The 25131-nt window shown below is 43.6% G+C and carries 41 protein-coding genes and 1 tRNA gene; 16 read left to right on the top strand and 26 right to left on the bottom strand.

Annotation, left to right across the window (positions count from 1 at the left end; all coding sequences use genetic code 11):
- Positions 1-110: 110 nt before the first annotated feature.
- The 22 genes from RWM02_RS05920 to RWM02_RS05815 all read right to left on the bottom strand — a co-directional run bounded on the left by RWM02_RS05920 (position 111) and on the right by RWM02_RS05815 (position 9940).
- The gene (locus tag RWM02_RS05920; RefSeq protein ID WP_314070049.1) at positions 111-1199 is read right to left on the bottom strand and encodes a tyrosine-type recombinase/integrase; all 1089 of its coding nucleotides are present in this window, start codon (positions 1197-1199) and stop codon (positions 111-113) included.
- Positions 1189-1431, bottom strand: a complete 243-nt coding sequence (locus RWM02_RS05915; protein ID WP_314070047.1) for a hypothetical protein — start codon at positions 1429-1431, stop codon at positions 1189-1191. Before RWM02_RS05915 ends, RWM02_RS05920 begins: the two co-directional genes overlap by 11 nt.
- Before the next feature lie 3 nt (positions 1432-1434).
- Entirely contained in the window at positions 1435-1620 is a 186-nt protein-coding gene (locus tag RWM02_RS05910; RefSeq protein ID WP_314070044.1) for a hypothetical protein, read from the bottom strand.
- Complete coding sequence (locus RWM02_RS05905) at positions 1607-1885, bottom strand: DUF6378 domain-containing protein (protein ID WP_314070040.1); 279 nt, start codon at positions 1883-1885, stop codon at positions 1607-1609. The genes RWM02_RS05910 and RWM02_RS05905 overlap by 14 nt, the downstream gene beginning before the upstream one ends.
- Positions 1882-2304, bottom strand: a complete 423-nt coding sequence (locus RWM02_RS05900; protein ID WP_314070038.1) for a hypothetical protein — start codon at positions 2302-2304, stop codon at positions 1882-1884. The genes RWM02_RS05905 and RWM02_RS05900 overlap by 4 nt, the downstream gene beginning before the upstream one ends.
- A complete protein-coding gene (locus RWM02_RS05895) occupies positions 2301-2432 on the bottom strand; it encodes a hypothetical protein (RefSeq protein WP_314070036.1) in 132 nt (43 codons plus the stop codon). Before RWM02_RS05895 ends, RWM02_RS05900 begins: the two co-directional genes overlap by 4 nt.
- A gap of 44 nt (positions 2433-2476) precedes the next feature.
- Positions 2477-2926, bottom strand: a complete 450-nt coding sequence (locus tag RWM02_RS05890) for a YopX family protein (RefSeq protein ID WP_314070033.1) — start codon at positions 2924-2926, stop codon at positions 2477-2479.
- A gap of 11 nt (positions 2927-2937) precedes the next feature.
- Entirely contained in the window at positions 2938-3387 is a 450-nt protein-coding gene (locus RWM02_RS05885; protein ID WP_314070031.1) for a hypothetical protein, read from the bottom strand.
- Positions 3377-3877, bottom strand: a complete 501-nt coding sequence (locus RWM02_RS05880) for a hypothetical protein (protein ID WP_314070028.1) — start codon at positions 3875-3877, stop codon at positions 3377-3379. Before RWM02_RS05880 ends, RWM02_RS05885 begins: the two co-directional genes overlap by 11 nt.
- A 9-nt stretch (positions 3878-3886) precedes the next feature.
- Positions 3887-4087: a hypothetical protein gene (locus RWM02_RS05875; RefSeq protein WP_314070025.1), complete on the bottom strand. Its 201-nt coding sequence runs from the start codon at positions 4085-4087 to the stop codon at positions 3887-3889.
- Positions 4084-4308 carry a hypothetical protein gene (locus tag RWM02_RS05870; RefSeq protein ID WP_314070022.1) on the bottom strand — a complete coding sequence of 75 codons (225 nt, stop codon included), beginning with the start codon at positions 4306-4308 and terminating at the stop codon, positions 4084-4086. Before RWM02_RS05870 ends, RWM02_RS05875 begins: the two co-directional genes overlap by 4 nt.
- Before the next feature lie 163 nt (positions 4309-4471).
- On the bottom strand, positions 4472-4972 hold the full coding sequence (locus tag RWM02_RS05865; protein ID WP_314070020.1) for a class I SAM-dependent methyltransferase: 501 nt from the start codon (positions 4970-4972) through the stop codon (positions 4472-4474).
- 95 nt (positions 4973-5067) lie between these two features.
- A complete protein-coding gene (ssb, locus tag RWM02_RS05860; RefSeq protein WP_314070017.1) occupies positions 5068-5553 on the bottom strand; it encodes a single-stranded DNA-binding protein in 486 nt (161 codons plus the stop codon).
- Positions 5538-5732, bottom strand: coding sequence for a hypothetical protein (locus RWM02_RS05855; RefSeq protein WP_314070014.1), 195 nt, complete (start codon positions 5730-5732; stop codon positions 5538-5540). Before RWM02_RS05855 ends, ssb begins: the two co-directional genes overlap by 16 nt.
- A gap of 2 nt (positions 5733-5734) precedes the next feature.
- Complete coding sequence (gene bet, locus RWM02_RS05850) at positions 5735-6640, bottom strand: phage recombination protein Bet (RefSeq protein ID WP_314070011.1); 906 nt, start codon at positions 6638-6640, stop codon at positions 5735-5737.
- Complete coding sequence (locus RWM02_RS05845) at positions 6637-6855, bottom strand: hypothetical protein (RefSeq protein ID WP_314070008.1); 219 nt, start codon at positions 6853-6855, stop codon at positions 6637-6639. Before RWM02_RS05845 ends, bet begins: the two co-directional genes overlap by 4 nt.
- A 19-nt stretch (positions 6856-6874) precedes the next feature.
- A complete protein-coding gene (locus RWM02_RS05840; RefSeq protein WP_314070006.1) occupies positions 6875-7630 on the bottom strand; it encodes a PD-(D/E)XK nuclease-like domain-containing protein in 756 nt (251 codons plus the stop codon).
- Positions 7623-8561, bottom strand: coding sequence for a DUF1351 domain-containing protein (locus tag RWM02_RS05835; protein ID WP_314070003.1), 939 nt, complete (start codon positions 8559-8561; stop codon positions 7623-7625). Before RWM02_RS05835 ends, RWM02_RS05840 begins: the two co-directional genes overlap by 8 nt.
- A gap of 109 nt (positions 8562-8670) precedes the next feature.
- Positions 8671-9030 (bottom strand): YopX family protein, encoded by a 360-nt coding sequence (locus tag RWM02_RS05830; RefSeq protein WP_314070002.1) that lies wholly within the window; start codon positions 9028-9030, stop codon positions 8671-8673.
- On the bottom strand, positions 9027-9332 hold the full coding sequence (locus RWM02_RS05825; RefSeq protein WP_314070001.1) for a hypothetical protein: 306 nt from the start codon (positions 9330-9332) through the stop codon (positions 9027-9029). The genes RWM02_RS05830 and RWM02_RS05825 overlap by 4 nt, the downstream gene beginning before the upstream one ends.
- A gap of 94 nt (positions 9333-9426) precedes the next feature.
- Entirely contained in the window at positions 9427-9768 is a 342-nt protein-coding gene (locus RWM02_RS05820) for a hypothetical protein (protein WP_314069999.1), read from the bottom strand.
- A 92-nt stretch (positions 9769-9860) separates the two neighbouring features.
- Positions 9861-9940, bottom strand: a tRNA-Cys gene (locus tag RWM02_RS05815).
- A gap of 241 nt (positions 9941-10181) precedes the next feature.
- Here RWM02_RS05815 and RWM02_RS05810 point away from each other — a divergent pair.
- Positions 10182-11015 (top strand): hypothetical protein, encoded by an 834-nt coding sequence (locus RWM02_RS05810; protein WP_314069997.1) that lies wholly within the window; start codon positions 10182-10184, stop codon positions 11013-11015.
- On the opposite strand, the gene RWM02_RS05805 is transcribed toward RWM02_RS05810, so the two are convergent.
- From RWM02_RS05805 to RWM02_RS05790, 4 genes are all read right to left on the bottom strand, one after another.
- Positions 10988-11470, bottom strand: coding sequence for a thermonuclease family protein (locus RWM02_RS05805; protein ID WP_314069994.1), 483 nt, complete (start codon positions 11468-11470; stop codon positions 10988-10990). The genes RWM02_RS05810 and RWM02_RS05805 overlap by 28 nt on opposite strands.
- 238 nt (positions 11471-11708) lie before the next feature.
- Positions 11709-12215 (bottom strand): DUF4411 family protein, encoded by a 507-nt coding sequence (locus RWM02_RS05800; protein WP_314069991.1) that lies wholly within the window; start codon positions 12213-12215, stop codon positions 11709-11711.
- Between the two features lies 1 nt (position 12216).
- Positions 12217-13350, bottom strand: a complete 1134-nt coding sequence (locus RWM02_RS05795) for an ImmA/IrrE family metallo-endopeptidase (RefSeq protein ID WP_314069987.1) — start codon at positions 13348-13350, stop codon at positions 12217-12219.
- 68 nt (positions 13351-13418) lie between these two features.
- Positions 13419-14090, bottom strand: coding sequence for an XRE family transcriptional regulator (locus RWM02_RS05790; protein ID WP_314069983.1), 672 nt, complete (start codon positions 14088-14090; stop codon positions 13419-13421).
- A 344-nt stretch (positions 14091-14434) separates the two neighbouring features.
- On the opposite strand from RWM02_RS05790, the gene RWM02_RS05785 reads away from it, so the two are divergent.
- From RWM02_RS05785 to RWM02_RS05715, 15 genes are all read left to right on the top strand, one after another.
- Positions 14435-14704: a hypothetical protein gene (locus RWM02_RS05785; RefSeq protein ID WP_314069980.1), complete on the top strand. Its 270-nt coding sequence runs from the start codon at positions 14435-14437 to the stop codon at positions 14702-14704.
- Between the two features lie 112 nt (positions 14705-14816).
- On the top strand, positions 14817-15053 hold the full coding sequence (locus RWM02_RS05780) for a hypothetical protein (RefSeq protein ID WP_314069977.1): 237 nt from the start codon (positions 14817-14819) through the stop codon (positions 15051-15053).
- On the top strand, positions 15053-15991 hold the full coding sequence (locus RWM02_RS05775; protein ID WP_314069974.1) for a hypothetical protein: 939 nt from the start codon (positions 15053-15055) through the stop codon (positions 15989-15991). The genes RWM02_RS05780 and RWM02_RS05775 overlap by 1 nt, the downstream gene beginning before the upstream one ends.
- A complete protein-coding gene (locus tag RWM02_RS05770) occupies positions 15981-17186 on the top strand; it encodes an RAD55 family ATPase (protein WP_314069972.1) in 1206 nt (401 codons plus the stop codon). The genes RWM02_RS05775 and RWM02_RS05770 overlap by 11 nt, the downstream gene beginning before the upstream one ends.
- Positions 17183-17347 carry a hypothetical protein gene (locus RWM02_RS05765; RefSeq protein WP_314069969.1) on the top strand — a complete coding sequence of 55 codons (165 nt, stop codon included), beginning with the start codon at positions 17183-17185 and terminating at the stop codon, positions 17345-17347. The genes RWM02_RS05770 and RWM02_RS05765 overlap by 4 nt, the downstream gene beginning before the upstream one ends.
- The gene (locus tag RWM02_RS05760; RefSeq protein WP_314069966.1) at positions 17347-18015 is read left to right on the top strand and encodes a DNA-methyltransferase; all 669 of its coding nucleotides are present in this window, start codon (positions 17347-17349) and stop codon (positions 18013-18015) included. Before RWM02_RS05765 ends, RWM02_RS05760 begins: the two co-directional genes overlap by 1 nt.
- Positions 18012-18314 carry a hypothetical protein gene (locus tag RWM02_RS05755; protein ID WP_314069964.1) on the top strand — a complete coding sequence of 101 codons (303 nt, stop codon included), beginning with the start codon at positions 18012-18014 and terminating at the stop codon, positions 18312-18314. Before RWM02_RS05760 ends, RWM02_RS05755 begins: the two co-directional genes overlap by 4 nt.
- On the top strand, positions 18314-18706 hold the full coding sequence (locus RWM02_RS05750; RefSeq protein ID WP_314069961.1) for a VRR-NUC domain-containing protein: 393 nt from the start codon (positions 18314-18316) through the stop codon (positions 18704-18706). The genes RWM02_RS05755 and RWM02_RS05750 overlap by 1 nt, the downstream gene beginning before the upstream one ends.
- Positions 18707-19252: a hypothetical protein gene (locus tag RWM02_RS05745; protein ID WP_314069958.1), complete on the top strand. Its 546-nt coding sequence runs from the start codon at positions 18707-18709 to the stop codon at positions 19250-19252. It begins immediately after the preceding gene.
- Between the two features lie 177 nt (positions 19253-19429).
- Positions 19430-20725 (top strand): terminase large subunit domain-containing protein, encoded by a 1296-nt coding sequence (locus RWM02_RS05740; RefSeq protein ID WP_314069955.1) that lies wholly within the window; start codon positions 19430-19432, stop codon positions 20723-20725.
- A gap of 27 nt (positions 20726-20752) precedes the next feature.
- Positions 20753-21052 (top strand): resolvase, encoded by a 300-nt coding sequence (locus RWM02_RS05735; protein ID WP_314069953.1) that lies wholly within the window; start codon positions 20753-20755, stop codon positions 21050-21052.
- Positions 21042-22607: a portal protein gene (locus RWM02_RS05730; protein WP_314069951.1), complete on the top strand. Its 1566-nt coding sequence runs from the start codon at positions 21042-21044 to the stop codon at positions 22605-22607. Before RWM02_RS05735 ends, RWM02_RS05730 begins: the two co-directional genes overlap by 11 nt.
- Positions 22608-22777: 170 nt before the next feature.
- Entirely contained in the window at positions 22778-23401 is a 624-nt protein-coding gene (locus RWM02_RS05725) for an HIT family hydrolase (protein WP_314069950.1), read from the top strand.
- A gap of 11 nt (positions 23402-23412) precedes the next feature.
- Positions 23413-23691, top strand: coding sequence for a hypothetical protein (locus RWM02_RS05720; RefSeq protein ID WP_314069947.1), 279 nt, complete (start codon positions 23413-23415; stop codon positions 23689-23691).
- 22 nt (positions 23692-23713) lie between these two features.
- Positions 23714-25129 carry a hypothetical protein gene (locus tag RWM02_RS05715; RefSeq protein ID WP_314069945.1) on the top strand — a complete coding sequence of 472 codons (1416 nt, stop codon included), beginning with the start codon at positions 23714-23716 and terminating at the stop codon, positions 25127-25129.
- Positions 25130-25131: the final 2 nt, after the last annotated feature.

Below are 25131 nucleotides of genomic sequence, written 5' to 3'. Positions count from 1 at the left end.
GGTATTTATGGTGTCACGGGGGAGACTTGAACTCCCGACCTCCGGCTTATGAGACTTGCGGACTTTCTCCTCTAAGCCCCTAAAAATCGGCTCTCGTCGCGGTTCCCTTTCTAGCTGTGCCCTAAATTGTGCCCTGCGGCCAAATTTAGCTCAAAAAATACGTTATTTACCGCTTGCGCTTTTCGTGCGGTGATCTCGGGTTTGTAGTAGTGCTTGTCGCTCACTTCTTGCGAGTGCCCCGCAAGCTCAGAGACAAATTCCCTGCTTACGCCGAAATTTCTAAGCATAGAAACAAACGTGTGCCGCGTGGCGTAAAGCGTTTTGTATTTTACACCTATGCGCTCCAAAAGCGGCCTGAAATATCTTTTTGCTATCGCCTTACTCTCTTTATACGGCTCGCCGAGCTTTGACGGGAACATCCACTCGCACCCGCTATCGTACTCTTTTAAAATTTGGACGAGATAGTCGGCTAGTATCACGAACCTATTATGATTTTTTATGCTTCCGCCCGTCTTGATCTCGCCTTTGCTGATAGCCCGTCTTATACGGATTATTCGCTTTTCAAAATCGACGTCCTCCCATTTTAGCGCCATTAGCTCGCCCGTGCGAAGTCCGGTTGTAAAAGCAATATGCAAAAAGACGTTTAACCAGCCCGTAGAGTGCTTTAGAATTTTAAGCATCTCATCTACCGTATAGGGCTCTTGCTTCTCGTTTTCTACGCGGAAGCTATCGACAAAATCAAGCGGGTTTTTAGGTATAATATCGTTTAGGGTAGCTTTAGCAAGCGCCATATTAAGGATATTTTTTACCCGTTTCACGGTGGTGGTCGAGTATGTCTTTAGTAACCGCGCTTGCCATTCCTCGATGTCGATGGGCTTAATATCGCTTAAATCGTAGTTTTTGAAATACGGGATAATAAGCCGCTTGGCTTTTGAAATATAATCATCCTGCACCGATTTGCCGCGTTTGTGGCTAGATAGCTCTATCGTTTTTAGCAAAAAGCGCTCTAGGCTCGTATCTTGCACTTCCTTTTTTTCATCAATCATCTGTAAAAGAACACTCCAATAATTACGCGCGATCCAGCGCAGGTTTTCGCTAGTCGCGCTTTTATTAGTGGAAAATCTGTACCTTATTTTGTTTATCGTGCCAAAAACGTAAATGACGTTATTGCGCACTTTAAACCCGCCGCTATTTTTCATTGTATCTCCTTAAAATTTTAAGGGCGGCAGTTTGAGACAGCATTATTTTACCGTTTTCTAGCCAAAATTCCGCCTGCGGCTCTAAATTTGATTTGACGTATGCCGTGATCGTTTGGCGGCTCTTGCCCGAAACGTCGCAAACGTAAGATAGCGGCACGCATTTTGGCAAGAGCAAGGAAACGGTATTTTTCATTTCAAGGATTAGACTTTTAAGCTCTAAAAACTCGCTCATTTTTTACCCCTTTAATAGCTTTATCTCGTGCACGATACGGTTTAGTTGCCCAACCTCTAGCTCCTTTATCTCACGTTTGATCCACTCGATTTTTGCGTGTCGGTCTGCTATAACGGCCGCGACTTCGTTGTGCTTCTTGCAATAGTTACAAAGCCGCGCAAAGGCGGCTTGCCATTTAGTTTTCGCCATTTCGCGCCTCTAGCTCGTTTGCTACTAGCGTCGCATACCCTGCAATATCCCTCCAGTGATCGACGAAATCTGGATCGCCTGCGACTATGCGGGCTATCTTGTGGCAAATCATTTCTAGGGCTTCTTGTTGGGTATGCGAAAGCCATATTTGCCAGCCCTTGCTCTGTTCGCGCAGCGTAGATTTTAGCCGTTGAGCCGTTTCCGCGTGGTCTTTAAAATCACCGTGCGTTTTTTCGCGCTCGGCTAATATTTCGTCGATATTCATTTCTCATCCTTTAATCTAAACCCTAGCGCGTAAAGCGGGGCAATGTCTACACTCTCGCCTACAAACGCCTGCGCCTGCGCTCTCGTCATTCTCGTTTGACTGATATGCCAGCCGTCGGACATCTTGAATTCCCAATACCAAAGAGCGGCGTCAACGCCTATATACTCGCCCTCATAAATGAAAATTTCCGTATCTATCAGCTCGCGAATATTGCTCAACTGCTCGGATATGAAATGCCTGTTTAAATTTTTATCAATCGCCACCTTTTTTGTAGCGGGCTTGACGCGATATTCAAAACTGTTCCAATCCCAAAGCGGGTACTTTATCTCGCTCCAGTCGTCCGCGTCTTTGTCGCTTACCTCTATCGCCTCGCCCCTAGCGTAGGCTTGCATTACCGCTATCATTTCTTGCGTATTCATTTTCTTATCCCTTCTATCGTTTCTTTTATCTCTTTTATCTCGTTTATCCAAGCTCTGTATGGCTCTCTGCTTGCCCCGTGTGCCAAATCTATCTTTAGCTTTAGGGCGTCTAGTCGTTTTTCCAGCATAGCCAGCTCCTCTATTATCGCCCGTATGTCTTGCGCTATTTTTTTCATTGCAAAAGTTCGGGGGTTTCGTAGATGTTGCCGATAATTTCTCCATATTCAAACATCCCGCCAACACTTCCCCATTTTATACCGCTTTGGCTACGCGCGGTAAAAGCGCCGTTTTCAAAAGCAACTACTTGGATTAGCGTATCATCGGGGACATCTTCAGGCTCTAAATTCTTTAAAAGTTCATCTCTGTCGAGCCTTAAAATATAACCGTCATAAATTTCTTTACCGTTTTTGTCCTTTTCGCCAGTATATTGAATAAGTGCAATCTCGTCATTTAGTTCATATTCCCATACATTACCGTCATCATCCTCGATTTCTACTATTCGGTCTTTAAAATTTATGCTTGCAACATCCCATAGTTTGCCCGCGCGAACGTCTATTTCAAGAGGATGGCTATCCTCATCAGTCAAATTATAAATATAAGCCTTAAATTTAACTTCTCTCATTGTTTACCCTTTCAAATATTTTCGATGTAAAAATAAGCCAGTCTTTGGCTATCCTCTGCCTCTTTGCGGTATTTGGTATCGTAGCTCTTGTTTGAGATATACGCTATCTTTTCCTTATTCGTCGCGTAAAATTCCGCCAATATCGGCGCCAGCCTTTGCCCCTTGCGTTCATTTGGCGCAAAACGCAGATAAATCAAATCGCAGGCTAGCTGTGGGGCTGTCGTGCTAAAATCGTCTTTGCGAATACGGGCTTTATTATCTAGCGCGCTAATTTGGGTATCAATCCGCTTTCTAAATTCGCGGTAATACTCAATGATCGGCGTCATTGCCGCTAATAGCTCGTCAATAAACTTTGACGCTTTTTTGTTGATGAAAAGCCCTAATTCCTCGGTGCTATCCATTTTGAGAAAAGAGTATGCCATAACAAAAATAGCGGCGTCTTTTAACTCGCTAGTCGTCATTTTTGCACCTTTCATAGTCCGCTTTATACCATTTAGCCATCGCTTCAGGGCTTTTGTCTTTGACCCATTTGCCGATAGTTTCATTATACTTGCCCGTGCGCGATGAAATTTCTTTGATAGTTTCTAGCATACACTGATAGGGGTCGTAGCCTAGCTGTTCGATAGTTCTCCACATCTGAAATACCAAAGAGTTTAGGCTACTTGCATTTATTATTATGTCCGTATTGTGCGGCAAAAGCATAGCACTCCAAAGTTGGGGCATATTTAGCGCGGCGGGCTTCACAAAAGGCTCACTCGTCGCATTTATCGCAAACACGATAATGTCGCAAAGTGCATCCACGCGCTCGTTATCGTTTTGCGCCCTAAAGTACTCTGTCAATTCTTCGCATAAATTGCCTAGTAGCCCCGCGCGCTGACTTTCAACGCTTAAACGGCGCTCGGCTTTCCACGCTCGTAATAATTTGTAAATTTCGTTTAGTTGTTTTTGCATATTAGCTCCTTATGGGTTGCCGATACGGCTTATTATGCCGCGCAGCCTACGGTCTTTGCTCGTCATCGTCTTAGCGTCTAGCGCAGCTTGCGCGCTTTCTTTGACTTTTCGCAATATCTCCGCCGCGCGCGAGGGCAAGACTACTTTTTTACGTCGTAGCATTTTGATTTCCTCTTGCGCTGCTTTTAGTTGTTCCGATAGATCATTCATAACCGCCCCTTTAACGCCGCAAGGGCTCTTTCCTCGCCTAGTCGCTTGATTACGCTAGGCACTATTTGACTTGCCCAATACTTGTCAAGCTTGCGCCCGTAGTATTCTAGGGCTTCTTTTTCGCTTAGCTTGATGTGTGCCGGTAGCGGGTCGCTAACCCAAACGCCGTTTTGCATTCGCATTGTCGATTTTTGAAACATTACCGCTTCGCCGTAGGTCATTAGCCCCCCCCCTTTTTATTCTTTTTTAATAATTATGCGGTATAATCCGAGATATAAAAACGTGCAGGTTTTACCCCGCTGGGGTTTTAAATTTATATTTTACCTAACACGTTTCCCTTAGTTTTGCTAAGGTTTTTGCCCCGTTGGGGCTTAAATTGGGGGCTTAACGCCCCTTTTTGTTTTTCCCCTTGATTTTCCTCGCCACATCCTTGCTATTGTCTATCCAGCATATGGTCGGCGCGCCTTTGTGCCTAGTATCGAAAATATACCAAGCATACACCATCATCCCCGTTTCGTATTTGCCGTCTGGGCGTATCTGGGCGGAGAGCAAAGGGTAGCGCGCGAAAACATAAACTTTTTTTAAAATCTCACGCGAATAAATCTCGTCTAGCCGCTCTTTGCCGTGTAGATAATTTAGCGGTAGCAAAAAAGCAAATCTAGGCGCGACTTCGCACGCCTTTAAGATAAACTCTTTAGCTAGACTAAAAGGCGGGTTTGTAACAATCGTGTCAAATTTGCGCGTTTCGGCTAGAAAATCTTTGCCGTCTAGGAGCAAATCGTAAGCCGTAACATCCTCGTAGCCCGCCTCTTTTAAAATCGCCGTTATCGCGCCCGCCCCGCAAGCAGGCTCTAGTATGCGCCCCTCGAATTTCTCAACTTCCAAGAGCCGCCGCGTGATAGCGTATGGCGTCTGATAGAGTCGCTTTTTGACCGGCGCTTGTTCGTGTTGCCGCTGAAGTTTTTGCCCATTCCTGCCCCTTAAAACGGTATCGTTTCGTCGTTATCGTATTTGTCGGCATCCACGTCTATTTCGGGCGCATCGTAGCTTTCAGGCGGTTTTTGCTGCTGCGGGTTCTTTGGCGCGCTTTGCTGTGGGCGCTGATTTGAATACCCGCCTTGCTGATAGCCTTGATTACTTTGCTTTGGCTCGCCTAGCATTGTCATATTTTCGACGGCTACCGTGTGCTTACTTCTGTTTTGCCCGTTATTGTCCGTCCATTGGTCGAATTTTAAGCGACCCTCGACTAAAAGCTTACTGCCTTTGCCTAGATACTGATTTGCTATCTCCGCTTGTTTGCCAAAAAATGCTATGTCGATAAAGCACGTTTCCTCGCGCTTTTCGCCGTTCACGCTAAATTTGCGGGTTACGGCAATGCCGGAGCTGCCTATCGCCGCGCCGCTTTGGGTGTAGCGCAGCTCAATATCGCGTGTTAAATGTCCTACTAAAACTATTTTGTTAAACATCTTTTAGCCTTTCGCCTATTTGCCCTTATCCTTTGGCTTCTATCGTAAGCGCCTTTTGTGCGTCTAGTTTTTGAGTGCGGCATGCGAGCGTTACTCTTTTTTGTTTGTGGCACACCTTGAAAATCATCTACGCCGTTTAACCCCGCGAATAATGCACTTAAAATCCCTACTGCTTTCATTTTTAGCTCCTTAAATTTTCCATTAGCGCGTCAACGCTGTTTGGATCGGCTAGATACGCCCTCGCCTCATTGAGCGATACTCTTTCTAAAAGCTTTTCTGCCTCGTCCTCGCTAGCGCCTCTATTCATTAGCTCGCTTTGCAATGCGTCAAGCGGTAGCACATCCTCGTTTACGTCTATCTCTACTTCAACGGGCGCGGCTTCGATGTATTCGGCTTCGTCAGTTTGTGAATTTTTTGCACTAACTGAGCTGTTCGGTTTTTCCGAACAGCTCAAAAGCTCGTTTAAATTTTGAGTTTTAGGCGTTTGCAATTTTTGCGGCAGCTTATCGTCTTTATCCTCGTTTTCGCCGACTTCATCGACGGAGTAAAGCCCCGAAATGTCAAAAGCCTTTCGTAAGGCTTGGCTTTCGGCGACTTTTTTTAACATCGTTTCGGGTTTTTCTGCCCAAAATTTATTTGTTCTCCCGTCGCTTGTTTTCTGGACATATTCGTCATATCTAACCTCCGCTTCAAAAGGCGTCTCGTGCCCTTTCTTATAGACCTGCGCGATAGCTACCAGCTCTTTTTTATTCTGCCACCCCCCATTTATGAAAACGGGCTTGTCTTTTAAAAAGCAGTCGCTCTTAATGCCGGCAAATTTGCCGCTTCTATGCGCTAGGGTTAAAAAGCTGTCGCGCCCCGCGAGCGGTTCGATTTTAGAATGCCACTCCCCATTTATTTTGGCTTTTCGTTCGACGAAAAATATCTGTTTTAAGATCGGGTTTAAATTAAAACTTTTGGCTACAGCTATGCAGTATTGCATATCGCTATCCGTCGCATTCGGCGGAAAGAATTGTTTTCTTATAATCCTTTTATTCTCATCGCTTAGCCACTCTTGTGGAGTGTTTTGTGTTGTTACTTGGTTCATTTATCTGTCCTTTCAATTTTTACTTCGCTATCTATAAAAGGCGCGCCACTATTCCCCCATCCGTCCATTATTTTCCCCGTAGGCACAAATTCTTTACCGTCGTAAAAAATCTCCATTATATATTCGCCATCAAAATCTAAACTAAAGTAGCCATCATTCACGGGCTCAACGTCTGTTTCTATCTCAATGCCTCTAAAACTTGCTTTTACTTTCATTTTTTTATCCTTTTCAAATTTAGGCTGTCTCGTCTAGTTGTTCAATTCTCCAGCGCGGCAGATCCAGCTCGTTAAACAGCACGTCCTCGCCGCCTTTGTAAGCTTTGATATTCTCTAAAACTTCCGTATACGCCGCTCTGCCGTCCTCGATAAATCGCTGCGTAGCATAAAACGCAAAGGGCTTACACGGGCTTTCGTTAGGTATCACGAAAAATACGAAAAAATCCGCCTTAAAGCCCGCTAACTTTAGCGTGTCCGTATAAAAAGCGGCCTGCAAGTGATAGTTTAGGCGGTAGGCCTCATCTTTAAAACTAAATTTATCGGTGCATTTAGAAGTTTTTACGTCGTAGATAATGCCGTTAGCTTTGTCGTAGGCATCCATTCTAACTCGCCTAATAAGCCCGTCGTCTCGCACAAAAAGGCTATACTCGTTTAGCGTATCCCTCAAATACTTATCAAACATAACCTTACCGTTGTTTATCATTATGCGGGCTTTTTGCGCGCCTAACGGGGTTAAATCGAATTTGTCCTCGTTGTAGGTTTCGGGTTCGAGTAGGCCTTTATGCACGGCTGAGCCTAACTCTAAAGCAGGGCTTGGCATACTCATCAACTTATCCCGCATAAAATAAAGCTTCGGATCGGTGCGAGCGTCTTTTAGCCCGCTAGAGCTAATACCCGCTAAGCTATGGTATTTTTCGTTGCTTAGCTCTCGCGGGGGGATAAGCTTGTTAAAAGGATAGGCGAATTTGCCATCGCCTAAATCTATTTCAAGCATTTAACACCTCGATTTTGCTTAAATTTGTTATGCCCGCCGCGGCTAGCATCTCTTTGATTTTATCCGTTAGCTTGTCGTGCGGAGCGTTTGCCGGAGCTTTAACCTCAAACTCGGCGCGGATAGTATAAATGGCTTTACCGTTTTCAGCCTCTCGCGGCTTTTGCAAAACTTCGCGCTGAGCTTCGTAAAAAGCTTGCTGGTTCGGGTTTGCTTGTTCTGCTCTTGCGCGCTCGATAGCTTCTTGTTTTTCCCTTTCGGCTCGCGCTAGCAGTTCAGCCTCTCTTTGCGCAGCTCTTGCTTCCATCTCCGCTTTTTCTCTAGCCGCTCGCTCCTCTGCTTCGCGTCTAGCTTGCGCTGCTATCTCGGCATCTCTGGCCGCTTTTTCTTGCTCGGCGAGTTTTGCTTGCAAGATTTCGTTTTCAAGGGTTTGTATTTTTGCCTCTATTGCGTCTTTGGTAGCTTTTGCTAGAGTGCCCGCAGGCGTTACCGCGCTTAGCTTGATTAGATCAGATGTATTTATCCTCTCAAAATTTAGCTGTTTTTCGTCGCAAAGGCTTTTTGTATATTCGGCTATCCTTGCGGCGATTACTTCAAGCTTGGCGTTTTCAAAATTTGCCACTCCATCGGCTATCTTTTGGCGACCGTCCGTGATGATAGCTTCGATCTCTTTTTTTTCAGCCTTTAGCTGATTTACGGGGGCTGAAATTTTATCTATGAAAAATTTATACCTCTCGCCGATCTCGGCTTTTACCTTATTGAAATTTGCCATCACTTTTTTAGCTTCGGGGATATTTTCCTCGGTTACGTTGATTGAGTATTTCTCTACCTGCCTTTGGGCTTCTGTTTTGATTTCCTCAAAGTTTGTTTTTAGAAATTGGCTATCTGCCGTCTTTGCTTCGTAGGTTACGATTAGCTCCATATTTTCGTTCATTGGTTATCCTTTTTAAATGATTTTACCCGCGCTTCAAATTCGCGCATTGTTTTAATATGCTTTACCCCTAGCTCGCTTCTTTTTGCTAGGTATTTTCTGTAGTTGATATTCATTTGTTATCCTTTAAAATTTCGGGGCTTTCGTAGATATTCCCCAGCACTTCGATTTCCCACATACAAGTGAAATAATCTACGTAAGCGCCTCTATCGCAACAAAACGCGCCCATTTCATCGTCATATTCAATAACTTGCGTATGCGTTTCTCCGCCCGCGTCGTTGTATTTGACGATGTCGCCTTCATAAATCTCTACACCGCTTTTATCTTTTAGCCCCGTATACTGCATAACATTAAACGGTCTTTGCTCTGGAGTGCCCGGGAAAATCTCCCAAGCAGGCAAGTGAAAAATATCGACCCAATTAATCATCCTTGTGTCTAGCAAGCTCCATACTCTAAATTTAATCTCTCTCATATTGCTTCCTTGTAATCATCGGTAATTATCTTAAACGGCTCTAAAATCTCGGCCGTCGTAGCCTCTATCTTTGCTCTGCGCTCCTCTTTGATTTTGCGCCTATCCGCTAGAAGTTCATCAAGCATTTCATCTACTTTCTCGTTCGGATGTTCGCCCAAATACTCGCGGATACACAAAACAACGTCCGTATCGTCCTCATATTCAAAAAGGCTATCAAGCCCGCCGTAAATGTCGTCTTTGTCGGTTCGCTCGCAAATCTCTTGCATATACTCTTTGATCTTTGCTTCGGCTTCTTGCGTCATTTTCTATCCTTTCAGATTTAAAAACCTAATATTTGCTATTAGTCTTTTTGAGTTGTTTCCGTTTTGTAAACGACTGAATATCCTAAAAATAAATCTAAACATCTTTTGCCTCTTTGTACCGTTTCGGTATTTTCGGCAAATACGCCGCGCGGTAAACGTGTCCCAACCCCGCGCTTTGCCCTAGCTCTCTTTGCTCGTAGCGTTCTTTCATCTCGCACAGCCCCGCATCGACTAGGTCGGCGTGCAAATCGTCCGTTTTGACTTTCACGTCAAAAGCCGCGTCACCTAGTCTTTCGTTTATTCTCGCACGCTGCGATCGCGTCTGCTCTCGGTAGTTCGTATTTGCATATTTGTCGCTCAGCCTTTCATAGTCTTTCTTTGCCTTTATTAAGGCCTTTAGGCTTGTTAGCGCCTGTTCTAATGCCTCAATCGTCATTTTTTCTCCTTTTGGTTTGTGTATCCTAAAGCAAACCCCGCTCAAAGGAGACTAATGCGAGTTGAAAAGCGGGGCTTGATTTAAGATACGGCGGCGGACGGCAGGAGTTGAACCTGCGGCTGATAGCAAGAGGTTGTTAGCTCTGCGTTCTTTCAGTCTCCAATACGTCCGCCATATAAAATTGCGTGGATTTTTCAAGCTCTGATATACACGCGCGATCAGGGCTGATCTGGCTAGGGCAATATCGCTTCCCTAGTGCGCTAACCCGTAGCTTTAGGTTACGTAACCTCGGCGTGGGTCGCCTCTCCTTGTTTGGATAAGTGAATATTACCAAAAGTAAGATTAATTCTTACTTAAAGTAAGATATTTGGTTATAAAAAGTTATATTTTGGTTATTTGATAAAGATATGGGCTTGTGGTATAATTTTAAAATGGCTTTTAGAGAAAAACAAATAGAGCAACTACCAGAAATATACGCTGTTTATAATGAGTGGGATAAAAGCGAGAAGGATTACCATTGTTTCAAAAAAGCAACCGAAAAATTAAAAGAGTTTATAAACAATGCTAACGGAAAGAAGCACAACCTAAAACCCTATGTAGCCCGTTATTTTTTATGTTTGGGCTTATATTTCTGTTTATTTTTTGGAGTATCGTCGATAATAGATAGTAGCGGTAATTTATTGCCGGTAAATTTTGTTTTATCGGTTCTCTTTGCTTATCAAAATCATCATAACCGGTGGAATGATGATATGTTGGTCTTAACGGAATTTGTAGTGGAGTGCTTGCGTTTCTCAAACATTATACAAGATGAATATTTTAAAACTATCTACCGAGAAAATCGACCCATATTTGTGTCTTACAAAGCATATAATAAAAAGAAAAGAGACAAAAGGCGTCTTTTAAATACTATAATAGCCGAGATAAGAGAAATGTTTAGTCTTGCAAAAAGAGGAAGTCAACAATACAGCACCATAGAATGGACGACTCGCACCATGGATTATTATGCAAAAAACTATAATAAAGACAATATTGGCAAATATGGCGAGCGTCCATACATAAGTGATTTTTTAAAAGACGAAGACGCCGTTATAGAACTTATTCGCTGCCAAAACTATTACGGGATTATTTTTGACAGAAAACTATATTCCGACATGTTCGAATATGTTCAAAAAAATAGCAAAATATCAACAGAGGAGCTTATAGAGTTAAAACAAATATGTCAAAAAGTATGGGATAATTGCCAGTAAGTATGTGATATGCGTAGATTCTCACGCCTCCATTCCCACGGCGGGACAGGCTCTTTGTCTCGCCATAAGCCCAGCCTTTGGCTTTTCGCTTGGCTCTCTTGCGCGGTGTATTTCTTTGAAAACTTGCGATACGCCCACGCGTAGCCGTTTGCTACCATTTGGGCGTTGATGTCGGTGCCGTTTAAATAGATCGTGCCAATCGTGCGCTTGTATCTATCCTTGCCGCTCTCCTCGACTTCTACGACCTCGCCAGCTATCAAATTTGCCAAAAACTGCTTTGACTTTCTGCCGTAGAGCTGCTTAAGCTCGGGCGCGTCGATGCCGAATAGCCTTACCTTGATTTGCTGTTTGTTTTGAAGTACCGTGATCGTGTCACCGTCGTGGATAGAGACAGCTTTGCCGTTAAAGGCAAAGAGTGACGCATACAGCATTGCTAACAATAAAATGCTTTTCATTTCTTTTCAATTCTTTTAATTTAATTTTATGCTCCAGTTTACTCTTTTTTGGGTAGAATTATGACTAGAGAGTGCAATGCCTCGCTGACTACCTGGGTGGACTATCCTAGATGATAATGGGCTAATAGGCAAGGGGTGAGGCTACGATCTACCTCCATATTTTAAATAATCATACAGTCTTATCATTTTTTTAAAAAAAAGTATCGTTTATGCTTGCCAAAGCCCAAATTTTGCTTTCTTACGGGGCGCGATTATGGCAAAGGTTTATGCCTAGTTGCCTTAACATCTCAAAAGGTGTTATATAACGTACGTCGTAATAGTCGCAAACGTTGGGTATTTTTATTTTCGAAGAGTTGTGCGGGACGGCCTTTTCGTTCGTTACTATCGTATAGTTTAGATGTTTTGCCGTTGCGATAAGCAGCGGATCGGCGCCACTTAAAAATCTATCTTTTTCGGATTGGGAAAAGCTCGGGGAAATTCTACCTTGCATTACATTGTTGGCTATGCCGCTAAATATCGCTTGTACCTCTGCGGCAGTATCGTCTAAAACGGTCGGGTTAAGATTCAACACCCAGTTTGCGATCTCGTCGTCGTGGGCTAAAATTTCGCGCTGGACGCTACTTATCAGGTTTATATCGTTGCCTACTAATTTATCTTGAACGAAAGCCCAAAAGCCAGAGCAAAAATCAAACGGGTAATACGAGTTTTTGGCGGTTATTAAAATATTCGTATCTATCAAATACATATCAAGACCTAATCTCTTTTGCCACTTTGTTTATCAGGTCGGTATTTTTAAAACCTAATAAACTTGCGCCGTTTGTGTACGTCTCGTCGCCGCTTAAAACGGAGCTGGTAACGGCAAAAGTAAATAAATAGCCGTTTCTTACCCTAACCATAACCTCGGGCGGCGGAGCCCCGCTCGGTCTCGTTTTGGGTATGCGGCTAAGTCTCTCCAGTTCGGCGTTGTATAGCTCTTGATACCTGCGCGGGGCGAGTAGGCTTAGGCTTCTTAGCCTATTTAACACCGCTAGAGTGCTAACGCTAAACCGATCGGCTATACGCTCAAACCGCCTATCGTCGTCAAATTCTCTAAACGCTTTTTGAATTTTTGTTTTGGGCATTAGGATTTTGGCAGCTATTTCGTTGCAAGCAAGCTCTATTTTGTTGTTCTCTCGTATATCCAAATCGGATATACCGCTTTGCCCTATCCAAAGATGAGCTACTTCGTGCATAAGCGTGAAAATTTGACCCGCTTTGCTGTCGTTGGTATTTATGAAAATTAACGGGGCGAATTCGTCTAATATCGCAAACCCTCTAAAAGTATCAAGGTTTAATTTTTTTTTGGTGTTGCCCCTAAGAATGCTATTTCGCATAACCAAAATGCCTAATTTTTCTATCTTTTCTATCAAATTTTTAAGCATTCGATCTTTGTCGCATCCGCTGCCGACTAGGTCTTGGATTTCAAGTCGCGCCGTTACGTCGTCGGCGATCTCTTGCGTGTCGTCGGAGACTTTAAATCTACCTATCGCTTCGCACTTCAGAATGCCGTTTGTCTTGGCGTATTCTTTAAACCACTCTTGCTTTTGCTTAACGTCGTTTACCGCGGTTTTTAGCTCTAGCGGCATTTGCGCTAAGCCGCCGTTTCCGATAGTTCTTAAGTCGGGGATGATTTTTTGCTCTTTAGGGGGTTCTTTGAGCCATAAATACCCAAACGGAATTTGTAGCGTTTTAGCAAGATCGACGGCTTGTTTAAACGTCGGTCTTGCCTTACCGCTTACCCATTGCTCCGCTTTTTTATGGATACTTTCGGCGCTAACGCCCGCGCGCTTTATAGCCCACTCTAGTACGCTCGGCGTTATAAAGGCTTCGTTCGTACGCATCATCCCCTCTTAAAGTTTTTAATTGTTATCAAATTTTACTAGAATTTAGCAAAATATACTATAAATTTCTAAAACCTCTTTGAATTTATGGAGTAGCTACCGACTACGCGCCCTAAAATTTCGATATTCAAGTCCTCCGCAATCTCTATTGGCTCGTAGTCTTTATTGTCGCTTATTAGCGCGAGATATGGGCGTTTTTTAAATCTTTTAACTAATAATTCATTGTCGTATCTGCAAACGTATATCGCACCCTCTATTGCCTCTTGCCCGTCGTGGCAAAATACCACCAAGTCGCTTTCCATTATGGTCGGCTCCATTGAGTTGCCAAAGCAAGGGATAATCCCTATTCGAGCTTTTGGGCTGACGTTAAACATTATGCGCAAATCCTCGGGCTTAAACGGCAGCATATCAGGGTCGCCCAAATCTCCGTTTTCTGCACCAAAGCCTGCTGAAACTACGCCGTCTTTAAAAAATGGGACATATATTGTGGCTTCATCATTTTTATCGTCTTTTATGCTATTAATTATTTGGCTTGGGGTCTCTATTTCGTTGTTTAAGAAGTATTCGATAGGATAGCCTGAAAATTTAGCCAATTGGCTTAATGATCTCTTAGCTTGTTTTTGCCCTAATTGCCATTGACTAACTAACGACTGCGAAACGCCTAAAATATCGGCTAGCTGTATAGTGTTGATGCCTTTTTCTTTTAGCAACTCGTCTATTTTTTGCGCAAACGTTTTCATTTTTTACCTCCAAAAAATTACTTCAGGTAAGATTTTATAACTTTTTTATTGAAAAATCAAATTACTTTAAGTAAGATTTAATATAACTAAAGGTAAGATTTGGTTATGAAAAAGTTATATTATCGAGACAAACTAGCATTAGATTTAATGGATCATGGGCTTTGCCCCTCCTCGGCGGGCGTATATTTGGCAGGCACAAACGACAAAAAACCGAGTAAATATACAAGGCTAAGCATAAGCCTATACGGGAGGACAAAGCACCCTGAAAGTAAGTGGGGGTTAGCGATTAAGCCTTTTTTAGCTGACAAAAAACTATCCGAGCATGAAGACAAAAAGGCTAAAAAATGATAGCAGAAACAAGCGCAAAGGCATATCGTGCCATAAAACCGTTTCTAAACGGCAAACGGGCGCAGGTGTACGAATGCTTTAAATTGCATCCAAACGGCGCGACGCGTCAAGAAATAGCGCGCTGGTATAAGTTTAAAGAGTGCGGCGTATGCGGTCGCGTAAATGAGCTAGTAGCGCAAGGCTATCTAGCAGTCATCGGCACCAAAAAAGACGCCGTTACGGGGCATAGCGCTGAAATTTTAAAAGTAGTCGAGAGGGTGGCGTGATGAAACTTTTAGCGCTGATAATTGGGGTTATTTTGAGCTTTTTGGCAGTTTGTTTTTTTGTCTCGGCCGTATTTGCTTGGCTGGCAGTAGAGAAATTTAAGGGGGACAAGGAATGAACGAGATTTTAACTCTGATAAATCTTTTGGGCGACTACAAGCGCGCTTTGCTTTATGCGTATTTGCAAAACAAAGGCTGGGGCTTGATAATAGCCGACTGCGACATTTTAAGCGATCTCAAATTTAGCACGATTGATCTGGTGAGAGCTAGAGGCGAGCTAATGATAAGCGGAGTAATAAAGGTCGAGTATCTGCCTGACAATATGGCTAGACACAAGATAGGGGGAATGTGATGATAAAAACCCACAGCGTGGATGTTGAGCTGGCAAAAAAAGTAGGGTTTGATGAAGCTAATATACTTGGCTTTGTCGCCTATTGGGTTAAAAATAACCGCGATAATAATAGAAACTTTTATGACGGTAGGTATTGGACTTATAATTCAGCTCAAGCCCTCACGGAGCAGTTCCCGTATTGGACGAGACGCCAAATTTCAGGCCTGCTTGAAAAACTTGAAAAAATGGGCGCAATAATAAAAGGCAATTATAATAAGAATAAATTTGATAGGTCATCTTGGTATGCCCTATCGGATAAATTTATGTATCTCATCGGCGCGGAAATGGATGAAACAAATACGGAAATCCATTTTACAAATACGGAAATGGATGAAACAAATACGGAAATCATAATAGGTAACAATTACAAACCAATAGATAAACCAAATTCTTTTAGCGCACGCGAGAAAAATCAAACTTCGCTAACGACTAAAAGTGAGAATAAAAATTTCGATCGACCTCTAAACGAAAATCAAGTCGGCTATGGGGTAGAGAAGCCTAACCCGATAAGCAAACCTAAGCTAGAAGCTAAACCTAGCCTAGATGCTAGAAAATCAAATAACGATTATGTAAGTTATACAAGTCCTAAAAACTACGCGACCGAAAAAGAGTGGTATGCGGCGTTAAAGATGACCGACCTTATGGGATGGAATATCGAGGGCATATTATATACGCACCTAATCCCGTACCTAGAGGACAAACGAGGACGACCGCTACAAGATTTTGAAATCAAGCGCATAAGCGCCGAGTTAGCCAAATACGTCGGCGTTTCTCAACTAGAAATTGTAAGGCGTTGCATAAAAGGCGGCTTCAGAGAAATAAAACCTTTCGGCACGGACAAACTACGCAAAGATTACCCCGATATGTGCTGGGAGTTAGGAGATAATTATGAAATTTAACGATAGGCTCGACTTAGAGCAAACGCTACTAGCTACCGCGCTATACAGCAGTCCGGATAGCGAGCTAGCCTCGCTTTTAAAACACGGATTAGACGAAAGCCTGTTTAGCGGCGTAAGAATTAAAATCGCAAGGATGATAAACGCCAAGATCAAAGAGGGGCTAGACTTTGAGAGCATAAGTAGAGCGGTAGTTATGCAGTGCGAGAAAGACGCTGTTTTATCAAGAGAGTGCGACGAGATTTTATCGCACAACTCCTTATTCGGCGAAAAAGGGTATTTGTGGCTCGTAAAAGAGCTAAAAGGTATCTCAATCCTGCAAGAAACGCAAAAAAAGCTAAGCAAAACCGACCTTTCAAACAAAGCCGAGCTAACCCAAGAGGAAATGGAGAATGCCTACGAAATGCTGGGCAAAGCACTAGGCAAGATAAACGACCTAGACGACGGCAACGACGAGGGCGAAAATATGGGTGAATTCGTTAAGCGCGTAGAAAAAAATAGGGACTTAAAATTTTACCCTACGGGCTTACAGTGGCTAGATATTGAGCTAGAGGGCGCGGGGCTAGCCGAGGGTAGCTTTATCAACATAGCAGGCGGAAGCTTTGCGGGCAAGACCACTTTTACGCTAGAGCTTCTAAAATCAATGGCACAAAGCGAAAAAGTATGTTTTTTTAGTTATGAGATGTACGAAAAAATCCTAATTAGAAAATTTAAATTTGCTAGCTGGGACGTGCTGCAAAATATCCAAATCTATCAAGACGGCGCACAAATAGACAAAATCGCTGCAAGAATACGTAAGCTATCAAGAAAAGGCTACAAGATATTTGCTATCGATAGCCGTATGAAAATCCGCGTGAGCAACGAAAAAGCTAGTGAATACGAGAAAAACAACGAAATTTCAAGCAAATTAAGCGAGCTAACAAGGACGCTAGGCGTGATTGTGATACTAATCAATCAAATCAGCGAGGCGGACTTGAAAGCGGGCAGAAATAGTCTAAAAGGAAGCGGCGATCAAGTCTACGATAGCGATATGATAATTTACTTAAAAGCCACTACAAACGACCGCAAAGAGGTGGTAAAAAGAGAATTTGAAATGGCAAAAGACAGAATAGGCGAGCGGCTTTTTAAAGTGAATATCCCTGATTTTTACAAAAAAGAGCCGCAAGAGGTTTATTTCAATGAGGAGCTAGCGGTATGAAACTAGAATTTAGACCGAACGACCAAAAGAACTTTTACGACGTGCTTTTAGTAGATTTTGAAAGCGGAGAGGTTGAAATACTCGTCGCAGGCGGCAGGAAAAGCGTAAAGCTAACGGACGGCGAGCTAAGAGTAAAAGGCGAGCAAGGGAGGCTATTTTGATGGAGCTAAACAAAATCCATAACGCCGACTGCTTAGAATTTATGCGCTCAATGCCGGGTAACTGCGTGGATTTGGTAGTGACCGACCCACCTTATGAAATAGCGACCAAAGGCGGAGGACTAGGCAAACGCCCCGTATACGAAAACGGCGCGCTAGACAAGATCTCGCAAGGCTTTGACGTAGATGCTACGCTAGAACAAATCGCGCGCGTCTGCAAGAAAATCAATATTTTTATATTCTGCTCTACAAAACAAAAGCCGCGCATAATGAATTGGGGCTACGACAGGGGTTATAACGTGGCCGAACTTTTTTGGCACAAGCCAAACGCCGCGCCTTTTACGAATAACACCTTTAAAAGCGACGTCGAAAACATAATCTACATCAGAGAAAAGGGCGTAAAAATCAATGGCAGATCAAAGCTTTTCACTCACAACGCGTCAAAAAGGAAATACGGACACCCAAGCGAAAAACCGCTAGAGATAATCAAAAAGCTAGTTTTGACGGCATCAAGCGAGGGCGATTTGATATTTGACCCGTTTATGGGGAGCGGCACGACCGCGGCGGCGTGTAAAGAGCTAAATAGAAACTTCATCGGCTGCGAGATAGAGAGTAAATATTGCGAGATAGCCGAGAAAAGATTAAAAAATACGATAAAAGGACTACTATGACTGAAATTTTAAGTTATGCTGTGTATAAGCTGGATCTTGATGAGATAGAAAATAGTGACGATTGGTTTGATGCCGATGGCAGACTCAAATACAAAGAGCGGTTTTTATTTGAAAGCCTTAAAGAAGCCGGACGAATAAAAGACGGCTGGCTAATAGCACTATTCGCAGGGGAACAAGACGCGGTAGAGTTTTGCGCGGGGGCAGAGCTTAATGCGAATTCGGATTATTTTTATTTTTGCTTACGCGCAGAGGCCACGGCCACTATCGGCGAGGGCGAATACGTAGAGGTAGGGTATTGATGATACCAAAATACGAAAACACTCTAGCGTATGCAGAAGCGACCGGTCAAGTGCCGCTAGAGGATTGGGAGATGAAATTCTTTGCCGGCTGGCTAAAAAGAAATAATCTAAAATTTACCCACGTAGCAAACGAAAGAGTAGCTAGCGTGCAATACAAAAAGAAACTCAAAGCTATGGGAACTAGCGCGGGTTTTCCCGATATGCTCGTATTTTTGCCGAGCAAGATCGTATTTGTCGAGATGAAGCGCGCAAAAAAGAGCCTAAGCAGGGTATCGGACGAGCAAGAGGATTGGGTAGATACTATCAACTGCTACGGATATGCAAAGGCGAAAGTTTGCTACGGCTCGGACGAGGCGATAGATTTTATCAAGAGTGAGCTAGGGAGAAAATAGGTGGCGAAGATAACAAGCGAGATAAAAGAAAAAATCTTGGCTGATTTTCATACGGGCAAGTTTTCACAAAGGGAGCTGGCTAAAAAATACGCCGTATCAAATGGAACGGTAGCAAATTTGCTCAAAGGGGTAACACCCAAAAATGAGCATTTAGTAGAAGCTCAAATAACGTTATTATCGGCACAAGCTCAAAAATCAGAAATAGAAATGAGCAGTATTTTGAGCGCTGCTAAAGACGAGGCGTATAATCGCGGGCTGATTTTTAATGCTACTCAAAAAAACCTAGCCAAAATCACGGAAATGCTAGATAAAAACACCAAATACGAAAAGGTGGGCGTCGGCGACGGGGTGCAAAATTTCGAGCCGGTGGAATTAAACGCAAACGACTATAAGGCACTACAAGACGCGATAGATAAAGCCAGCCTAACGCTCGGCGTAAATCAAAGAGCCGCGAGCACTACGATAAACAATGCAAACGTACAACAAAGCGAGGAAACCAAAATCGTGATAGAGAGGAGAGATTTAGTAGATGTGGACAAGGGCTAAACAATGGTGGCGAAAGAACAACATAGGAGAATACTTATGGGTGGTGGACGCGATACTCATGTTCTCAATATTGCTTATTTTTGGGATGTGGCTTGATGTAGCCATAAAGGGCGCGAAGTTTTGGATGGCCGATAAGATGTTTTTTGGCGGTAGCATATTCGACTTTTTGAGGTCTTTGTGAGCGAGATTAAACTCAATCTAAAATACGCTCCTTGGCAGCGAGAGGTATTTTTTGAGAATGGCGCGAAATTTACCACGATAGAAAAAGGTAGACGTTGCGGCTTTACGAAAGGTATGGCTAACGCTTGTATCGAGTGGCTACTAGAGGGTAAAAAGATACTTTGGGTCGATACGGTGGCGGGCAACTTGCAAAGATACTACGAAAGATACTTCTTGCCCGAGCTTAAGCAGCTGCCAAAAGATTTATGGAAATTTCACGCGCAGGATAAAAAGCTCACGATAAACGGCGCGTATATGGATATGCGATCGGCGGAGCGTCCCGAAAATATCGAGGGCTTTGGCTATGACGTCGTGGTTTTAAACGAGGCGGGTATCATCCTAAAAAACGCCTATTTGTGGGATAACGCTATACGCCCGATGTTGCTTGACTACCCGACGTCGCGGGCTTTTATCGGTGGAGTACCAAAGGGGAAAAATAAGTTTTTCGACTTAGCCTCGCGCGGGATGAGAAACGATAAAGACTGGGTAAATTTTCAAATATCAAGCTACAAAAATCCCATGCTGCGTCACGGCGAGATAGACGAGCTAATCGCGGAACTGGGCGGAGCGGGTAGCGACGTAGTAAGGCAAGAGATTTACGGCGAGTTTTTAGACACGACGACAAACGCGCTCTTTACACTTTCGATGATAGAAAATTCTTTCAGCGCGGCGTGGGATTTTAACGGAAAAGCTCTGGGCGTTTGGGGGCTTGACGTGGCTCGCGACGGAGACGACGAAAGCGTACTTTGCCAAAGAGAGGGTTACCGCGTGAAAAGCTTTGAGGGCTTTAGGGTAGCAAGCGTCACGGGGCTAGCAAGAGAAATATACGGGCGATACGAACGCGCAGAGTATAAGCCGGAAGTGATCTTTATAGATACGATCGGCGTTGGGGCGGGGGTATATGACACACTGTGTGACTTAGGACTTCGAGACATCGTAAGAGAAGCAAAAGCTAGCTTTAAAGCTACCGACGAGCGCAGATATGCAAACAAGCGCGCAGAGATGTATTTTTCTTTGCGCGACGCCTTTAGTCTACTATCTATGGACGCGAACGAAAAAGTAAAAAGGCAATTGCAAATGATTGAATACGAATACGACAGCAAGGAGAGATACTTAATTCTCCCAAAAGACGCGATAAAAAAAGAATACGGGGTAAGCCCTGATTATGCGGATGCTCTAGCACTTACGTTTTTTGACAAAGTAGTGCCTAAATTTAAGAGCGAGTATTCACAAGATGAGAATTTTGGGTGGTAGTTGGAAACACCAAAAAAGGACAAACAAATGGCACAATTTCCCAAAAACAAGGTAGATTTAGGACTACAAATCGAGTATATTTACGAAAGGATAGACCCTAGCGTTATAAGGCAGATTGCCCCGCTTGATGACGAAGCGGTTAAGCTTTCTGTCGCCGCGATGATTTGCGAATGGATGAGAGGGGTTAGGTTTATCCCATCAAAACAACATAGAGTGAAATTTGCAAGTGCCCTCAAGGCCAAAGGGGTAAAAATGCGCAGAGTATGCGAGCTGACGGGCATATGCAAAAACACTTATTACAACTTAGGGGGTAAAAATGGACGATAGGGCTGGGTATTTAGATGAATTGCGGCAAATCGCGATGAACGGCTATAACCACTACAAAAATACGTTTGACAAGCTCAATGACGCTTATCTGCTAGTGTTAGAGCCAAAATTGTATCAATTTTTAGAAAGTAGAGACAAAAGCAAAAATTATATACCGAAACTAAATTCAAAAGCCAAGAGGATTTATGACGGGCTAACAGAAACATATTTTAATAACGACGCGTTCGCCAAACTTGAGCCCTATATCAACTCTACAAACGATGTAATAGACAGGTGGCAAGAGGCAATAGACCATTATTGCGAGCAAATAAACTTATATAAAATATTTGCTCCGATATTTCTAAAAGCACCGTTTACAGCGTCATCCATTGTTAAAGTATATTGGCAAGACGGTAGCGCAAGGATAGATGAGATAGACATTGGCGAAATATTTTTTGACCCAAACGCAAAAGATTTAAACGATATACGTTTTATCGTGCACAGGATTTATTTAACGGGCGAGGACATAAAAGAGCTTATAAAAAACGGAGTTTTTAAGATAGACGCCCCTGATGCGTTCGATGACAAGAAGCCCTATGAAAGATTTGAGCTTTTTGAAATTTACGAGCTAAAAAACAAAATTTGGCAGGTCAGCACAATCTACGATGGTAATGTTTTAAGAGACGCTGTAAAGTTAAAAGACGGGCAACCTTTCGTATTTGGGTATATGCTACCACAAGTAAAGGGCAAAAACGACGAGAATTATGTCTGCGCTTACGGCGATCCAGTGCTAGCATCCATGTTGCCACTACAAGAGGAGCTAAATGTAACTAGAAACTCCGTAACCGACGTAGTAAGAAACCAAGTAATGCCAAAAACTGTAATGCCGAAATCGGCGAACGTAGCTAGAGATGAGATATACAAGATTGGGGTGCCTGTATTCACTGACGCTCCTGCAAGCATTACCGTAATCCCACCTGGGGATGTTAACGGCGCAATGATGGCCTTGCAAACTATTGAAAACGAAATGAGCGAGGTTAGCGGGGTGTCGCCTCAGCAAAACGGCGCAGCCACAACTAGGCGAGAAACTGCGACCATGGCGTCCATTATGGCAAATGAGGGCAGCGTAAGGCTGCAAGGCTATATAAGAACATACAATGAAACATTTTTCGAGCCGATTTTTGAGAGACTAGCGTTTCTTGTATGGAAATACGGCGACCCAATATTTTTTGCTGGATTTAACCGCGGCGAAGTGCCGAGTTTTAACATAAATTTGAACACAGGTATTGGGGCGCTAAACAAAGAGGTACAAAAACAATCTCTTATGGATGCTAGCGGGGTTATAGGGGCGCAGTTTGGAATGTGCCTGCAGGTGGGCGACGGAGAGGGTGCGGCCAGAATGAAAGAGGCTAATGAAAAAATACTCTTAGAGCTTCTACCGCTTTACGGCATTAAAAACCCAGACAAATTTATAGGGAAGGAGGACAAGCTAGTTGATCGGCAATATGCGGGTGCGGATATTCCAGCAGCTATGGGAGGAGCTGTGCCTCAAGCGGGAGCTATCGGGCCTATGTGAGAAAAAGCCCTTTAAGGATTTTGTAGAGTTTTTGACCGTGCTGTATAACGAAAATTTATGCGTCGCGGAAGACAAAATGTTGAGCGAGCAGGCTAGGTTAAGAGCTATCGAAACATTAAAAATATTTGATGGCCTTTTAGATTTTTTTAACGAATACAAGGAGAACGACAATGACTGAAAACGAAGCAATTGACGCGCTGATGGGCGCATTTGGCAACGATGAACAAGCAACAGAGCCGACAAGCGAGGCAGTGAGCGAGCCGCGAGAACAAGCAGCGACACAAGAAACAAGTGCCACTGAGCAGGCGATAGAAGCGCCAAAGGAAGCGCCTAAAAGTGAAGCCACGCAAAAGGAAAGCGCGTCCGCCGTAACGCCCGAACAGCAAGCAATGCTTGATAGTATAGGGCTGGGTGACATTGGGCAAATCAGAGAACAATTGGCTCAGTTTCAGGCGGCGCAAGCGGCAGCGGCAGAGCAAGCAAGGCAGCAGGGAATTTTTAATAAAAACTCCGCCGAATTTAAAAAAGACTTCCCGACAATCAAACTAGAGGAGCTTGGCAAATTCGCGGATGAAAATGGGTTTATGCCATTACTTGGCGAAAATTACGACGGGTGGAAAGCTGTCGCAAAGGCTATGATTAGCCTAGCTAAAGTAAGCGGCGAGCCTGACCCAATAATCGGCAGCAATAGGGGCACAAACGAGGCGGGCGCATTTGACAGAATAAAAAAAGGCGAGAATGTTAGCGACGTAGAATTAGGCGCTGAAATATTAAAAACAGCAGGCATGCTGTAAGGAGGCAAAACATGGCGTTTAACTTTATGGATCTTTTAAAAGGCGCAGGCAATTGGTTGGGAGGTAGTGACGCCGCCGGTACGGCAAACTGGATGAACGCGTTAGGAACAGCTGGCAATATTTACTCGGGCATAGCGCAACAACAGGCGGCAAAAAATCTAATGAAGCAACAAAAGGCGGCATTTGATTTTAATAAAATGCTTTCTGAACGCCAAATTGCAAGAGAAAATCAAGCTGAGCAGAACCTAGCGAATGCGTGGGATATGTCAACGTATAGCACAAAAAAATAAAGTAAGCATAAGGGGGCAGCAAATGGCGTTTTTCAATCCAAACAGAGTGGATTTTAATTATAACACTAATATGATAGATGCAGTTGGGGCGGTTGGCCGCTCCCTTTGGGATATATACAAAGAAAATGTAGCAAAAAACCAAAATCAGATGAAAATTAACGAGGCTATGCGATCAAATTTAGCGAGCGAGGCACTAACCGGGGCTAAAAACGATGAAACGGCAAGACACAACCTGGCAACGGAAGCGGAAGCGGCGAGCAATAACGCTTTTACGCAAAAATTCAAGCAAAACGAACTTGCCGAAAAAGTAAAAAACTGGAACAATCTTGCCACACACTATGCCAATCAGGACAGGATCGGAGCGATGAACGCAAATACGATGGCATATAATGCCGACACGTCGAGAATGAATGCGAATACAAGTGCGGGAAGATTGGATTTTGATAAGAACAGACAAAACGATCAAGATTTACAGGACGCGATATTGGCGAAATCCAGGGCGAATTTATTAAACGAAATGGATGCTGAGACTGCGGCGCTAATCGGCGTAACTCCACAAAATTTAGAACTCATAAAAAATAATTTAAAACAACAAGGCTTTAATGACGAACAAATCGAGCGAGGGATAAATCAGCATATAAGAACGCAAATCGCCTCGCTTGGCGGCACGTATTGGAATAACCCGCTATCCCAACAGGAAATCATAGAAACGAGAAAAGCAAAAAACCAAGAGGTTGAGGATAGTATTTTGAGCGCAAAATCCTTGCTAAAGGAAAATAGCGGGCTAAGAGAAAAAATAGGTAAAAAATACGGAGTAGACGTTGGCGCGCTGGATGATGCAAATTTGGACGCCATTTTGCGCAACGAAATGAAGTCGGGCGGCAGTTTAAACCCGAAAATCATAAGCGCCAGCACGAAAAATTTAAAACCTCTTGCTGACAATATTTCAACGATAAAACTTGCATCTACAATATCAAACATAGTATCCGACGGGGCACAAAAAGAGACGGGTTGGTTCGGGTTAACTAAGCCTGCTAACTCGGTGGCTCAATTTCTTAATAGCGATAGCCAAGAGGCTACTAACGCAAGGGTGGCAATAAACACACTTAGGGCAAAAATGGCAAAAACTGCGCGAAGTAACGCGGTATTGCAGGCGCTCCAAGAGATTATGCCAAAATACGGCGATCCTTCGACGCAAAATTTTCTATCTACCTTAACAGCTGCGGCACACCTGGCATATACCGACATAGACGCGGCTATTGCCACTCTCCCAAACGGAGTGTATAGCGACAACATCGAGGCTGAACTAAAAAATCTAGACGCCCTCTCCGCCAACATAGAACGGCTAACGGGGATAAGTCCTAAGACGCTTGAGCCGGTGCAGCAACGAGGTGCGAACGGCGGAATGATAGTGAAGCAAGGTAGAAACGATTACTAAGG

The sequence above is a fragment of the Campylobacter showae genome (assembly GCF_963515975.1).
Taxonomy (GTDB): Bacteria; Campylobacterota; Campylobacteria; order Campylobacterales; family Campylobacteraceae; genus Campylobacter_A; species Campylobacter_A showae_F.
This window is presented reverse-complemented; position numbering and strand designations above follow the sequence as displayed.